Source organism: Vibrio sinaloensis DSM 21326 (assembly GCF_000189275.1).
Taxonomy (GTDB): domain Bacteria; phylum Pseudomonadota; class Gammaproteobacteria; order Enterobacterales; family Vibrionaceae; genus Vibrio; species Vibrio sinaloensis.
This window is the reverse complement of sequence record NZ_AEVT01000056.1, coordinates 42,906-57,209: the sequence shown is the minus strand read 5'-3', so window position 1 is coordinate 57,209 and position 14,304 is coordinate 42,906. Positions and strand designations below refer to the sequence as shown.

At 45.9% G+C, this 14,304-nt stretch carries 10 protein-coding genes and 2 tRNA genes; 1 reads left to right on the top strand and 11 read right to left on the bottom strand.

The features are described from left to right. Window positions 1–108 precede the first annotated feature (108 nt). Window positions 109–3,027 carry a ligand-binding sensor domain-containing diguanylate cyclase gene (locus RH45_RS08040; RefSeq protein ID WP_008075912.1) on the top strand — a complete coding sequence of 973 codons (2,919 nt, stop codon included), beginning with the start codon at window positions 109–111 and terminating at the stop codon, window positions 3,025–3,027. 125 nt (window positions 3,028–3,152) lie between these two features. Here RH45_RS08040 and RH45_RS08035 read toward each other — a convergent pair. The 11 genes from RH45_RS08035 to RH45_RS07985 all read right to left on the bottom strand — a co-directional run bounded on the left by RH45_RS08035 (window position 3,153) and on the right by RH45_RS07985 (window position 14,301). Further along, a tRNA-Cys gene (locus tag RH45_RS08035) sits at window positions 3,153–3,226 on the bottom strand. A gap of 23 nt (window positions 3,227–3,249) precedes the next feature. Further along, a tRNA-Leu gene (locus RH45_RS08030) sits at window positions 3,250–3,336 on the bottom strand. A 250-nt stretch (window positions 3,337–3,586) separates the two neighbouring features. Further along, window positions 3,587–5,293 (bottom strand): D-lactate dehydrogenase, encoded by a 1,707-nt coding sequence (dld, locus tag RH45_RS08025; protein ID WP_039958373.1) that lies wholly within the window; start codon window positions 5,291–5,293, stop codon window positions 3,587–3,589. A gap of 433 nt (window positions 5,294–5,726) precedes the next feature. Next, window positions 5,727–6,629: a LysR family transcriptional regulator gene (locus RH45_RS08020; protein WP_008075910.1), complete on the bottom strand. Its 903-nt coding sequence runs from the start codon at window positions 6,627–6,629 to the stop codon at window positions 5,727–5,729. 119 nt (window positions 6,630–6,748) lie between these two features. Next, entirely contained in the window at window positions 6,749–7,231 is a 483-nt protein-coding gene (locus RH45_RS08015) for a hypothetical protein (protein WP_008075909.1), read from the bottom strand. A gap of 112 nt (window positions 7,232–7,343) precedes the next feature. Continuing rightward, entirely contained in the window at window positions 7,344–7,670 is a 327-nt protein-coding gene (gene nirD / locus RH45_RS08010; RefSeq protein ID WP_008075907.1) for a nitrite reductase small subunit NirD, read from the bottom strand. Continuing rightward, on the bottom strand, window positions 7,671–10,154 hold the full coding sequence (gene nirB / locus RH45_RS08005; protein WP_008075906.1) for a nitrite reductase large subunit NirB: 2,484 nt from the start codon (window positions 10,152–10,154) through the stop codon (window positions 7,671–7,673). Between the two features lie 11 nt (window positions 10,155–10,165). Then, complete coding sequence (locus RH45_RS08000; protein WP_008075904.1) at window positions 10,166–11,020, bottom strand: ABC transporter ATP-binding protein; 855 nt, start codon at window positions 11,018–11,020, stop codon at window positions 10,166–10,168. An 11-nt stretch (window positions 11,021–11,031) separates the two neighbouring features. Continuing rightward, complete coding sequence (locus tag RH45_RS07995; protein ID WP_008075902.1) at window positions 11,032–12,000, bottom strand: ABC transporter permease; 969 nt, start codon at window positions 11,998–12,000, stop codon at window positions 11,032–11,034. A 63-nt stretch (window positions 12,001–12,063) separates the two neighbouring features. After that, complete coding sequence (locus tag RH45_RS07990; RefSeq protein ID WP_008075900.1) at window positions 12,064–13,437, bottom strand: CmpA/NrtA family ABC transporter substrate-binding protein; 1,374 nt, start codon at window positions 13,435–13,437, stop codon at window positions 12,064–12,066. 282 nt (window positions 13,438–13,719) lie between these two features. After that, a complete protein-coding gene (locus RH45_RS07985) occupies window positions 13,720–14,301 on the bottom strand; it encodes an ANTAR domain-containing response regulator (protein ID WP_008075898.1) in 582 nt (193 codons plus the stop codon). Window positions 14,302–14,304: the final 3 nt, after the last annotated feature.

Below are 14,304 nucleotides of genomic sequence, written 5' to 3'. Positions count from 1 at the left end.
ATCAAACTTAGCATATGCAATGCTTATAACAGAGATCCTACGCATTGAGCAATATTATAAAATCATCTATCCTTGCTCGTTCAAATAAAAAAGATTCAAGGAACAAAGATGGGAGTACAAAATTGGATCGCCAAAGTGCAAACTGGCCTACTCCTCATCATTTTATGCCTTGGGTCTACTTTCCCATCTTATGCCTCCGGGCTTAAAGAGTATCTCTACGAAACTTGGACTAGTCGCGACGGCCTTCCCCACAACAGCATCAATGCGATCACGCAAACTACAGATGGTTATCTTTGGTTCGCGACATGGGAGGGGATTGCCAGGTTTAATGGCCATGATTTTAAGCACTATACACGTGGCCCCAACTCTGGCTTGATTGACTCAGGCATTCGTACTTTGTATTCCGATCCGCAAGGTGGATTGTTAGCAGGGGGAGTCCGCGGTGGCCTCGCCTATCGAACCCAACACAATTGGCAAGCTCTTAAGCCGATTAAGAACCTTGTTAACGCAGTGCTTCGTCAACCAGATGGCAGCATTTGGATCGGTCTCCAAAGCGAAGGGCTGTACTATCGCGCCCCAAACGCAACCTCAGACCGCCTTATTCTTCCTTCTTTAAGCGTTTACAAACTTTCGATGAGCCATGACGGTAAAGTGTTGGCAGCGACCAGTAAAGGCTTATTTGTTGTCACAAAAGATACAACAACGAACATCAGTACCACCACTAGCCTAGGTGAAAACCCGATTTATGACGCCGTTACAGACCAGCAAGGTAAGATTATCTTTGGCGGTAAGGACGGAGCGTGGATGTACGCTGAAGGCAAAGCCACGTCGATTCACTCCGCCCTTGACGATCTTTTTGTGACGCGAGTTTTAATCGACGACCAAGGTAATTATTGGTTTGGCACGATAAATAAAGGCGTTTATCGGTTATCTGGCGAACAGCTGACTGTCTTTGATGAGCGCGCAGGTTTATCGCATAACCGAGTGCTTTCATTGTACCAAGATAGAGAGCGCAGCATTTGGATCGGAACCAACGGCGGATTGACACGCCTTCATAAAGCACCTTTTACTATTTGGGACAAGCAGCGCGGGTTAGCCGGTGATTATGCTCGAACGGTTCTTGCTCTTGAATCTGGCGAAATTCTGGCAGGTACCAGTCGCGGCTTAAGTGTTATCGCGGGTACCGAGATCAAAAACTTTAAAAACACTGATGAAAACTCAAAACCTCTTTCAATTCTAAGCCTAGCTCCTAACAAGGAGGGCGGAGTTTGGGTTGGGACCTATAGCCAAGGTATGTTTCAGTACCGAGACAATTCGTTAAGCGCGAAGTCTTTGCCCTACCTCCCTACCAACGAGATTCGTGCGATTTTAGAGGATGCCCAAGGACAACTTTGGGTTGGGACCAGTGCTGGTTTGGTCAAATACACTGCCAATGGCGAACACCAACTATTTACGACAACAGATGGGCTACCAGACAACTACATTATGGCGTTGGCACAAGACAAGTTTGGCCGGATATGGGTAGGTTCGGGTGTTGGTGTCGCCACGATTGAAAATGACAAGGTTACCCGTATTGACATTGATGCCATGGATCAAGCCCAGTATGTGTTCGGCTTCTATGGGCAAGATGATTATATGTGGTTGACGACAGACCGGGGGCTAATACGTTACCGCTTCGCGGACAATTCGCTGAGTTTCGTTGGCCGCCGTCATGGGTTACCCATTGATAAACTGTTTCAAGTCGTCTCTGACCAAACCGGGTATTTCTGGTTAACGTCAAACCGAGGGATTTGGCGAATTGCTATCGATCAAGCGCATGCTATCGCTGACGGTATGGAAAGTCAGGTTCGTTTTGAACACTACAATGAACGTGATGGTATGAGAACCGCTCAAGTTAACGGAGGCTCAAGCCCAGCCGCAACAGTGGACAGTTCCGGAACACTTTGGTTTCCTACAGCAAAAGGCGTGGCATCAACAAATCCTCAGTATTATTCAGACAGTGTCATCACAACTTTCCCAACCGCAATTGAACAAGTCAAAGTCGATCAAAGTGTTCTAGAACTTGGCAATTCGCAGCCGTTTGAGCTCGCCGCTGGAAGCCAGAGAATTTCATTTGACTATGTCGGGCTTGGTTATCTTTCTTCGCAACATATCCGCTATCAGACCAAATTAGAGGGGTTAGAAAACCAATGGGTAACCCGAGGGTCTCAAACCACTGCCGATTACACCAATTTATCGCCGGGGCACTATACATTCGTGGTTAAAGCGTATTATCAGCACCATGAGAGTGATGTGAACCAAGCGAGCGTGTCATTTGTCATTCTGCCTCACTGGTGGCAAAGAAAAAGTATTCAACTCTTGTTCTCACTTATGCTCGTCGCATCAATTGCCCTTTCGTTCTGGTGGAGATTGCGATTATTGCAACGCTCAGAAATTCGGCTCAAGAGCGAAGTCATGCAAAAGACGCTCGCATTGCAGAAGCAAGCGGCAGCATTTGAGGTGCAAGCGCGAGAAGATCAGCTTACTGGATTAAAAAACCGACGCGCGTTTGATGAGTGGATTGAGAATGTCGTATACACCTCTGGTGACGCAAAAGCATTTTCATTAGCGCTGGTCGATATTGACCACTTTAAGTCCATTAATGATACTTACACCCACTTGATTGGCGATAAAGTTCTTCAAACGGTGGTAGAGAACATCAACAAAATCACTCCAGACAACTGTTTTGTCGCCCGTTGGGGTGGCGAAGAATTCGTGATCGGTTTTATTAACTGGACTGCCGAAGATGTTTACGACTTATGTGAAGCTTTGCGGTTGGAGGTAAAAGCGCATGACTACAGCTCAGTTGCGCAAAACCTGTCGGTAACCGTCAGTACCGGCCTAGTAAATGCAGACAACAAGCAAGATTTCGAGCAGTTACTTCGTAACGCAGATAGAGCCTTGTTACATGTTAAATCAAACGGCCGTGACGGGATCTGTGTTTATGATAACGATCTTCTTCAACCACCCAGTATTGCAATCCAGTAATTCGCGGTTCTAGCTAGAGAAATCCTGTTGTTTTACAGGCAATAGATACAAAAAAACCAGCACAGAGCTGGTTGGAGATGAAATATCAAAGTCTAATGCCTTTCATTCTTCATTTGAATTCATAATGGAGGCGCCTCCCGGAATCGAACCGAGGTCCACGGATTTGCAATCCGCTGCATAGCCACTCTGCCAAGGCGCCTTTAAATTGTTCTGCTATGATGATGGTGCCCCGGGCCGGACTTGAACCGGCACAGCGCGAACGCCGAGGGATTTTAAATCCCTTGTGTCTACCAATTCCACCACCAGGGCAACGCATACAATGCGATGGCAACACCATCTCTCTTACGACTTGCGCCGTGAGAACGACGCGTACTTTAACGGATTGATAATATTGGTCAACCGTTAATTCTATCTTTTTGAATCATATGATTAAAAAGCCATCTTTAAGCTGAATTAAGCACCAGTTTGCTCGGTTTTCGATACGTTCTTATGCTGTTAGCCTTCATGCCAAATCAAAATAATAAGGCTCCCGTGATGGAAGCCTTATGAGATCTTTAAACTATGCGCAACAGTTACAGTTTCGCTTGTACCTGTCCATTTTCCCGATACCCGGATTGAAGGTATTGGTCGGGTCTAACTGATGGTAGAACTTTTGTAACGAGTTTTCCGCTTCGTACAAATGCCCAACGTTATGCTCTGCTGGATATTTAGCGCCGCGACTATTAAGGTGCTCAAGCATGAGCTTTTTCATCCGCTTGGTGTCAGTGCCTTTCTTGAAAATATAATCTTGATGGAACACGTAACACATGAAATGACCATAATAGAGCGATGTCACCAAGTTTTCGCTCACTTCTTCAGGTAATGTTTCCAACCATTCATCGTCATTTCGGCGCAGCGCAATGTCTAACGCGACAATGTCTTCCACTTCATTGCGATGGATAGTTTCATAGCGAATCGCTGCTCCTGCTGCCGCAAATCGGTGTAAGTAGGCTTTTTTCCCCTCTTCTGGGGTACATTCAAAAAAATCACTGTCAGGTTCTGCCGCCCATACTTCTTTCAGATATTTTTGAGCTTCTGCAATTCCACCATCACTCATTTTAAGAATTAAGTGATGTTCGTACTCGTCTCGGAATTCAAGCATTCGCTTAGGCAAATGCTGAGGAAACAGCTTACTTGCGTAGTACAAAATGGTGTCCGGAAGATACTTACTGACCAAAGGCACGCGCTCTAAGAAGTTCTCCACTTTGGCTTTTAATGAGAACATCTTAGGCAAGTTATCGGTACCCAGTTTATCAATCGATAAGAACACATCTTTACCGTAAGTCTCAGCCATATTGAATATGTCACGGTGAAGGTACTCACCCATCTCAGGTAAGTTTTTAAACTGGGTTAGAAAATCTTTGCGCAGCTTGGTCAGCTTGTTGGGATCTTTGGTCCCTAGATAGAAGACTTGCTCCTTTTCAGGAATTGGATAGCTGTCGACACGTACCGCAAATATGCCTAATTTACCCGCACAACCACTAGCTTCAAAAAGACGCCGTTCATCAGCGTTGAATCTTGATGGGATGTCTGAGGTTACATCACGTACTCGTTCATCGTACTCTTTGTCTGATGCCATGCGCTCGTCATGGATTACGTTAGCTGGCTCAAAACTGCCGTCTTGAATATTTTGCAGGATCTCCTCTGGCGTGTCGCCTAGCCCATCAATTCCTAAGTGGTTAACGAGGTTAAGCTCTCCATCTTTGTTGACTTGAGCAAAGATCGCCAGTTCTGTATAGGCTGGTCCGCGTTTTACCAGTGCACCACCTGAGTTGTTGGCGATGCCACCAACTACGGTAGCACCTAATGAAGATGATCCAATGACAGAATGAGGTGCTCGATTAACTGCGCGTAACTCTTTTTCAAGCGAGTGTAAACTGGCTCCAGGTAGGCATATCGCCTGTTTACCACCGTCGATTAGATAGATTTGCTTCATCTTAGTGATATTAATCACTACGACATCACGGTCATAGTCATCACCGCTAGGAGCAGATCCTTCAGTAAGGCCCGTTTTTGCCGCTTGCATAATAATAATGCAGTTAGCTTCAACACATTGCTGAATGACTTTCCACTGCTCAACGAGCGAATTAGGAAAAACCACGGCCAATGCACTACCGCCTCCTGAGCGGAACCCGCTTCGATAGTATTTGTTCTTTACTTGGTCGGTAATGACATTTTCTTGCCCAACAATGGCGTTGAATGCGTCAATCAGCTGCTCTCGTTTCATATCCATATCTCTAGTTATTATGCCCGTCCAATATAGGTAGTCCGATTTGAGCCGTCCATCGCCGATTTAAACTGAAGCAAGCCCTTAAAGTTCATAGAAAAATTTAATCTTTAAATTTCAGACAGATAAAGTTACACATTAAGAATTTTCAACAAAGAAACATATCGTTTCCAGAAAGAAACAATCGCTAGACAATTGTTAACTTGCGTAACAAGCTTGTGGGCTCTTATTGCATAAAAGGCCTATGTACCAACTAATACATAAGCCATGAAGGACGATACAGCCTTCCATACCCTTTCAACCTAGATGCAACATTTTTCGTCAATAGGTTAATGTTGTGTTACTAATACACTGACACTGCCAATAAGGTCACCCACGTTTTTTGATAAAAATAGTGGCTTATAAACGCTGGTGGCAGTAAAAGGGGGAAAAGCTAAAACTGGTGGCTTCGGCTTTGGAAGCAGGTATAAAGATGATCGATAAAAAGTTTTACTTTTTCAGGTTGTTGGCGTGTATACGGATAAACTGTGTAGATACCTAAACACTTTGCCGTTTCATCTTTGAAAAGCTGAATCAATTTCCCCTGCTGTAAATCTTCATAGACTAATACTCGTGGCACATAAATGAGCCCTTGTCCAAGCAACGCAACATTGCGTAAGGCCGATGAGTTGTTGGTGCACAGGTTACCATCCACTTGTACTTGATAGATGCCGCTCTCTGACTTGAACGCCCATTCACGAGCCCCTGTTTCTTGATACGCGTACGCAAGACAGTTGTGATCAACTAAGGCTTTAGGGCTGGCTGGTTTGCCATGTTTGGCTAAATACATCGGAGAGGCACACACAACCCAGTTGGCATCCACCAGCTTGCGCGCAATCAAGCTAGAGTCAGGCAACACACCAGTGCGAATCGCCAAATCAAAGCCTTCATTGATAATATCAGCGAACCGATTGTCCAGCTCCATGTCGATATTAATGTCTGGGTATTGCAAGTTGAATTCAGAAATGACGGTGGGAAGAATTAATTCACCGGAGATGGTTGGTACCGTGATTTTGATGTTTCCCGAGAGACTTTTACCTAAGCCAACAATAGACTCTTCCGCGGTAGCGACCGCTTGAAAAACACGACGAGCGTGCTCGAAAAATGACTGCCCTGCTTCGGTAAGCTTGAGAGTACGGGTTGTGCGATATAAAAGTTGAACTCCTATCTCTTTCTCAAGTTTAGCAATGCGCTTGCTGACAACGGATTTAGTCAGCTCCATCTGTTTAGCCGCAGCACTGAAAGAGCCCTGTTCGACTAGGTGATAAAAGATGATGTAATCGTCGGTGTTTCTCATACGTTTCCGTAATGTCCTTTACGAAAGACGTATTCTAAGTGGTATCTGGGGGAAAAGCTAAAGGGAAACTCACACTCTATGAGGAATTTCCCGTAAATCGAGGTTTAGTAAAGGGCGTTTTAACTGGTTTGTTCAAACGCAAATTCGATTCGACCACCGTTATGGTCCGTCAAAAATACCATTAAATGCTGCGGAGAGGTTCTAAGTGGCGGGTACTTTGCTTCGTAAAGGATTCGGGTTACACCATCCTCACCAACGGATTTGGTCGACATAGTGAGATAGTTCGGGCCCGCCATCAGAGCGCCGGCTTCTGTGACGATTTCAGCATGATCGATAACGTCACTTTTATCTTTTGATTCTAATAACACTAACAGCGAGATTGCGTTGTCTTCATTCGTTGTTGGATAAACGCTGATGCTGTAGCCATGAATATTCTGTTGTAGACCTTGGTACTTGTCTTCAATAACCGTTTTGATTGACGAATTTACTGAATGCTGTCGCTGTTGTTGAACCACAGGCTTGTAATATTCGTCATCACTTGGGTACCACATACATCCCGCTAGAAATGCGGTGAGTAGCAAGACAGACCAAAGTTTATTCATAACAATTCTCCTATTCGCGAAATCATTATGAACAGTGTTTTATTGTGAGTCCAGAATTTTTTTGTCTGTAAAAATCGCTAGGGGCACCGCACTTGCTGTCGTGCCCCTAAGCTCAACTCAAGAGTACTTGCCCTTCGCTTACTTCCACTTGCCAAACTTTCAAACGGATTGATGGGTCTTCTATACACTGGCCTGTTTCTAAGCTGAAGTGTTGTTTATAAAGGGGGGACGCAACGCATAACGTGCCTTTTACATCACCAACGATCCCGCGACTTAGTACAAACGCCTTACCTATCGGGTCCCAGTTTTGGACGGCAAATACCCCCGTATTGGGGATGTTGAACAGCGCAACTTGGTCACCATCTAACATCGCACTTCTGCCTTGATAAGGGCGTAAATCAGCCAATTCGCACACTTTGGTCTTCACTAATTCTGACATTTATACGTCCTCCTTGATTGGAATTCTTTGCCCACGGACTCGTTGGTACGGCAGAGTCTGACTTTGCGCATCACTGTTAATAAATGGCGTGAACTTTTCCAATTTTTCAGTCGCTTCCAGTGTGCTCTTCCATTCACATTGGTAGGTATCAACCACATGTTGCATCTGCGCCTCCAGCGCATCCACAATTCCAAGTGAATCTTCAATGACTACGTGCTGCAAGTAGTCGAGCCCACCGTCTAAGTTTTCCATCCAAACGGAGGTTCTTTGTAACTTGTCAGCCGTGCGGACATAAAACATCAACACACGATCAATCAGAGCAATTAATTCGTGTTTAGACAGATCGGAAGCAAACAAATCGGCATGCCTTGGCCTCATTCCACCGTTACCACACACATAAAGGTTCCAGCCATTCTCTGTTGCTATTACGCCAATATCCTTACTCTGTGCTTCTGCACACTCTCGGGTACATCCGGAAACAGCGAACTTTATTTTGTGGGGCGCACGTAAGCCTTTGTAGCGGTTCTCCAGCTCGATAGCGAGACCAACAGAGTCATCAACTCCATATCGACACCACGTTGAGCCAACACAAGATTTCACGGTACGCAGTGATTTGCCGTAGGCATGCCCGGTTTCAAAACCTGCATCGATAAGCGATTGCCAAATCTCCGGCAATTGCTCAACCTGAGCACCAAATAAATCCACCCGCTGTCCACCGGTGATCTTGGTGTAAAGGTCATACTTCTTAGCGACCTGTCCTAGTACGATCAGCTTATCTGGTGTAATTTCCCCACCAGCCACTCGCGGTACAACAGAGTAGGAGCCGTCTTTTTGTAAGTTAGCCATGAAAGCATCGTTGGAATCCTGCAAAGCACTATGTTGAGGTTCCATAATGTGCTCATTCCATAGCGAGGCGAACACAGAAGCTGCGGTCGGTTTGCATAAATCGCAACCGTGGCCTTTACCGTGTTTTTTCAACAAGGAATCAAAGTCTTTGATCTGCTCTACCTGGCAAATGTGGAACAGCTCTTGGCGGGACAATTCGAAATGCTCACAAATATGGTGATTGACCTCAACCCCCATCGCACTCAACTCTGTGTCCAACACAGATTTAACCATGTTGCTGCAACCACCACAGCCTGTTCCCGCTTTGGTCGTCGCTTTGAGGCTATCAAGATCTTGCGCTCCGGCGTGAATTGCAGATACCAAATCGCCTTTCGTTACGTTGTGACAAGAACAGATAACCGCTGTGTCTGCCATGTCACCTTGGAGCATTTTCGTGTCAAACAGTAAGTTCGCAGCGTGGTCGGGTAACGGCGTTTTATTCAGATAACATTGAAGTAGCGCATCATAATCACTGTTATCACCGACTAAAATGGCCCCCAACAACTGTGTACCTGATTCATCTACCACAAGCTTCTTGTAGACCCCAGCCACACTGTCGTGAAGCATCATTTCTTGCGCTCCCTGAGTCGTCTTATGTGCGTCTCCAATCGACGCCACATCTACTCCAAGAAGTTTAAGCTTAGTGCTCATGTCAGCGCCTTCAAAGAGGCTCTGTTTTTGACCAGTCAAACTGTCAGCGACCACTCGTGCCATCGTGTAACCAGGGGCAACGAGCCCAAAAATTTGCTCTTGCCACAAAGCACATTCACCAATCGCGTATATGTTTTCGTCGCTGGTTTTGCATTGGTTATCAATGACGATCCCACCGCGTTCTCCAATTGCAATGCCCGACTCTCTAGCCAACGTATCTTGTGGGCGAATACCCGCAGAGAAGACAATGACATCGACCTCTAACGGATCTGCATCTTTAAATACCATGCGATGACGCGCACTTTCACCATCACAAATTTTTTCTGTCGCCGTGCTGGTATGGACCGTTAAACCGAGCTGCTCAATCTTATCTTTTAGTAAGCCCCCCGCCGCCTCATCGAGTTGAACGGGCATTAAACGCGGCGCAAACTCAACAACATGGGTTTCGACCCCCAGCAGTTTTAACGCATTGGCAGCTTCCAACCCTAGCAGCCCACCACCAATGACAGCGCCACTTTTAGCGCCTTCACAGGCAGTCTTAATCTCAGACAGATCATCAAGTGTCCGGTAAACAAAAATATTCGAACGCTGATTGCCCTCAATTGGAGGCACAAATGGATAGGATCCTGTTGCTAGCACCAGTTGGTCATACCCTAACACGCTATCTCCATCGAGAAGTAAACGCTTTTTATCGCGCTCAATTCCTGTCACCTGACTGCCTAATATAAGTTCGATACTGTGTCTCGAGTACCATTCCTCACTACTCAGCATTAATCCTTCATGGCTATTACCAGAAAAGAGCGACGACAATTGCACCCGGTCGTAGGCAATAAATCTTTCTTCACCTATTACCGTTATTCGTTTCTCCAGATGTGCCCCCTTCTCGACTAACTGAGCGACTAAGTGGTGCCCCACCATACCGTTACCCACAATCACAACATGTTCCATAGACGATCTCCTTACGCTGACTTAGCCGGCACAGCAGCAGTTCTGTCTTCCTGACTCTGTGCTGTGAGTGGGTTTTTGGTTTGTTTTTCGTACAAGAAACGCAACACGGACTGGCGATACTTTTGATAAGTGACATCATCGGCAAGAGCGACACGATTTCTTGGCCTTGGTAAGTCGATTGAAAGTACCTCTCCAATAGTGGCTGCCGGGCCGTTAGTCATCATGACGATTTTGTCTGACAGCAACACCGCTTCATCGACGTCATGAGTAATCATGATCACTGTGTTGTTTAGATCGGCTTGAATCTTCATCAATGAATCTTGCAAGTGCGCACGGGTCAAGGCGTCTAACGCGCCAAAGGGTTCATCCATCAACAGAACCTTAGGCTGCAATGCGAGCGCTCGGGCAATTCCGACTCGCTGTTTCATACCACCTGAAATTTCGTCTGGCTTTTTATCAGAAGCATGAGACATTTGAATGAGATCCAAATAATACTCCACCTGCTGTTTAACCCATGCTTTCACGTCGCCTTTTGCACGAGCTGGCGCGACTTGCTTCACGGCTAATTCGACGTTTTGATATACCGTGAGCCAAGGAAGCAGTGAATGATTTTGAAAAACGACAGCCCTTTCTGGGCCTGGCCCACTGACTTCACGACCATCAACAATGACACCCCCATCGGTTGGTAGGTGGAGACCCGCAACCAAATTAAGGACGGTTGATTTCCCACACCCTGAATGGCCTATCAAAGAAACAAACTCTCCTTTTTGGATCTGCAAGTCGACGTTTTTTAGTGCGATAAACTCGCCACTTGGTGTTGGGAATCTCATACCAAGTTGGGTTAAATCTAATAGCGGTTTAGACATAGGTAACTCCTTTAACGCAATGCCTGTTGTTTGTTCCAAGAAAGTAACTTTTGTAGTTGCAGCATGCCTCTATCAAGCAGTAAGCCGATGAAACCTATCGTAATAACAGCGACCATTATTCTGCCAAGTGACGCTGAGCTTCCGTTTTGAAACTCGTCCCAAACGAACTTACCTAACCCAGGGTTTTGAGCGAGCATTTCCGCCGCAATTAACACCATCCAAGCAATACCAAGTGACAGGCGAAGTCCGGTAAAAATCATTGGAATGGCAGAAGGCAAGACAATGACCCGAATATGCTGCCACCAAGAAAGTTGCAGAACTTTACTGACGTTGATTAGATCTTTATCAACACTCGTCACACCAACCGCCGTATTGATCAGTGTCGGCCATAGACTACATAGCGCGACAGTAAGCAAAGAATTAACGAAGGATTTAGCAAACATTGGGTCATCACTGACGTAGGTCGCACTCACGACCATGGTAACGATGGGCAGCCAAGCCAGCGGAGAAACCGGTTTTAGCAGTTGTATCACCGGATTAAACGCTTGATATACGCCTTGATTTAGACCGAGCACAATCCCGAGCGGAATGGCTACTGCAGTCGCGAGTAAGAAGCCGCTCGCGACCGTGATGAGGCTAGTCACGATTTGATCAAAGAAAGTCGGCTTGCCCGTGTAAGGGCGAATTTTGACCTGAGCATCCGGGTTTTTGGCTAATTTAGCGGCGTTTCTTTTCTCTTGGCGCTCGATAAAGGCAACTTCTTTATCTCGTTCCTCAAGGTGCTCAATCACCAAATTGCTAAATTGCTGATAAGTCTGTGAAGGCCCCGGCAGTGTGCCCAACGAGGTTTGAACTTGACGTGCACTCAAGTGCCAGAGCACCAAAAACAAGATAATACCAATGAGCGGTAGCAAGATGATCCGACTCTTGTTCGCTACCATTTTTTTACTCGGGATCAATGAGATTACATTGCTCGACATAACAACTCCTATCCATTTTTGTCGTTATTGTGTGGGGGCCATAAGGGCCCCCAATATCGTGGCTTATACTTTGTCTTTGCCTTTAAGGCCGATAGAAAACTTCTCTAGATAGGCGTTCGGGCTGCGGCCGTCATACACAATGTTGTCGATGAAGTGCGTTTGCGGTGCTCTGAAGCCATCTTCAGTCGAAAAGTCGGGAAAATCTTTGGAGTTAAGTACGCCGTCTTTGACCAACGCTTGTGCTGCTTGTTGATAAATATCAGGACGGTACACTTGTTTCGCGACGTCCATATACCAGCTGTCCGGTTTTTCTTGTGAAATTTGTCCCCAGCGACGCATTTGAGTCAGGTACCAGATCGCGTCACTGTAGTAAGGATAAGTGGCGTTATGACGGAAAAACACATTGAAGTCAGGAACCTCGCGAACATCCCCTTTTTCATACTCGAACGTCCCAGTCATTGAATTAGCAATCACGTCAAAATCCGCGCCTACGTATTCGCTTTTGGCTAAGAGTTTCACCGCCTCCACTCGGTTGGCGTTGTTGTTTTCATCGAGCCAGTGCGCCGCGCGAATCAGCGCTTTGACCACTCGAATATGGGTATTCGGGTATTTCTCTGCCCATGCTTTAGAAACACCGAAGACTTTTTCCGGATTGTTCTTCCAGATTTCGTAATCGGTTACCACTGGCGCACCTATACCTTTAAACACCGCTTGCTGGTTCCAAGGTTCACCAACGCAGTAGCCTTCAATTGTTCCGGCTTCCATCGTCGCTGGCATTTGAGGTGGTGGTGTAACACTCAGCAAAACATCTGCATTGACCTGGCCACTGTTATCTCCAGAATCTGGTGCATAGAAGCCAGGGTGGATACCACCAGCGGCTAGCCAATACCTAAGTTCGTAGTTGTGAGTAGAAACCGGGAACACCATCCCCATGTTGAACGGCTTGCCTTCGTCGAGGTAACTTTCTACAACTGGCTTCAAGGCGTCCGCTTTTATTGGATGCACCAACTTTCCGTCCGCTTGAACAGGAATATTTGGCTTCATTTGCTGCCAAGTTTTATTGGAAACGGTGATCGCATTACCGTTCAAATCCATACTGAACGCAGTAATCACTTCTGCTTTCGTCCCAATGCCAATCGTGGCGCCGAGTGGTTGCCCGGACAACATATGCGCACCATCCAGTTCGCCATCAATCACTCGGTCTAACAACACCTTCCAGTTGGCTTGTGCTTCTAAAGTGACGTATAGCCCTTCATCCTCAAAGAAGCCTTTTTCGTAAGCGACAGCCAGCGGAGCCATGTCGGTTAACTTGATGAAACCGAATTTAAGATCTTCTAGTTCAGGCTCCCCTAGCTCGGCCAACGCGTTGGGTATATAAACGCTGCATGTGAGTGTGGTAGCCACTAAGCTACGTTTTAAGATTGACGTCCATTTCATAAGTTTTCTCCAATAAAAAAGCGCTAAGACTCTCATGAGCCTTAGCGCCTGTGCTTCCTTAACGATTACCGCCGTTGATAATCAAAGGTAGGGTTTGAACAAATTGTCGAGTATTAAACTCACTATCAGTATTTCTATTCCAAATAGCGTGCCAACAAGCTTAACCTTTATATTTCAGTCAGTTATAGTCAACACCCGTTATCAACATTCAGTTGATGCCTGTTATTAGTGCATTACGCACCAATGCGGAATTTTTGTCATAACCCTAAAGTGGTAGCTCAATTACTTTAACGCTTCTAACGTCAGCATTAAATTACGCGCGACCTGAGCAAGTGATTGGCTCGATTGCATCGCGGTTTTACGCATCACTTTGTACGCTTCTTCCTCATCCACTTGATGAACTTTCATTAGTAGCCCTTTGGCACGCTCAATAACTTTTCTTTCTTCAAGTCGCTCTGAAAGTTGTTCGATTTGTTGCTCATATTGATTAATTGACTGACGCAGTTGATGCGCATGTTCGAGCCAAGGATACAGTGGAAAGTTTGAGTCGGCAGGCAGTAGAACGTAATCCATCTTTTCAGGTAAACGACTAATATCATTCGAATTTAGTTGTTTTAACACAACAAGTAGAGGACAGGACTTGGCTCGACAGAACTCAACCAACAAGCGAAGCTCTGGGCTAGGCTGCAGCCAACCAAACACGACAAATGCGTCCGGCTCTTTGTTTAACATGGCTTCGAACTGAACCAATTGACAACTAATGATATTGTCGCAATCTTGGGCTAGTTGCGTCGTAATTCGAACTTGCTCTTCGATACGATCACTACAGACAATGATGGGTGTTTGAGAGCGTTTTTTTGGCATGTA

Coding starts and splice junctions, on each gene's coding strand:
- RH45_RS07995 (WP_008075902.1), bottom strand. CDS start 12,000: ATGTCGAGCAATGTAATCTCATTGATCCCGAGTAAAAAAATGGTAGCG.
- RH45_RS07990 (WP_008075900.1), bottom strand. CDS start 13,437: ATGAAATGGACGTCAATCTTAAAACGTAGCTTAGTGGCTACCACACTC.
- RH45_RS08040 (WP_008075912.1), top strand. CDS start 109: ATGGGAGTACAAAATTGGATCGCCAAAGTGCAAACTGGCCTACTCCTC.
- dld (WP_039958373.1), bottom strand. CDS start 5,293: ATGAAACGAGAGCAGCTGATTGACGCATTCAACGCCATTGTTGGGCAA.
- nirD (WP_008075907.1), bottom strand. CDS start 7,670: ATGTCAGAATTAGTGAAGACCAAAGTGTGCGAATTGGCTGATTTACGC.
- RH45_RS07985 (WP_008075898.1), bottom strand. CDS start 14,301: ATGCCAAAAAAACGCTCTCAAACACCCATCATTGTCTGTAGTGATCGT.
- RH45_RS08000 (WP_008075904.1), bottom strand. CDS start 11,020: ATGTCTAAACCGCTATTAGATTTAACCCAACTTGGTATGAGATTCCCA.
- RH45_RS08020 (WP_008075910.1), bottom strand. CDS start 6,629: ATGAGAAACACCGACGATTACATCATCTTTTATCACCTAGTCGAACAG.
- nirB (WP_008075906.1), bottom strand. CDS start 10,154: ATGGAACATGTTGTGATTGTGGGTAACGGTATGGTGGGGCACCACTTA.
- RH45_RS08015 (WP_008075909.1), bottom strand. CDS start 7,231: ATGAATAAACTTTGGTCTGTCTTGCTACTCACCGCATTTCTAGCGGGA.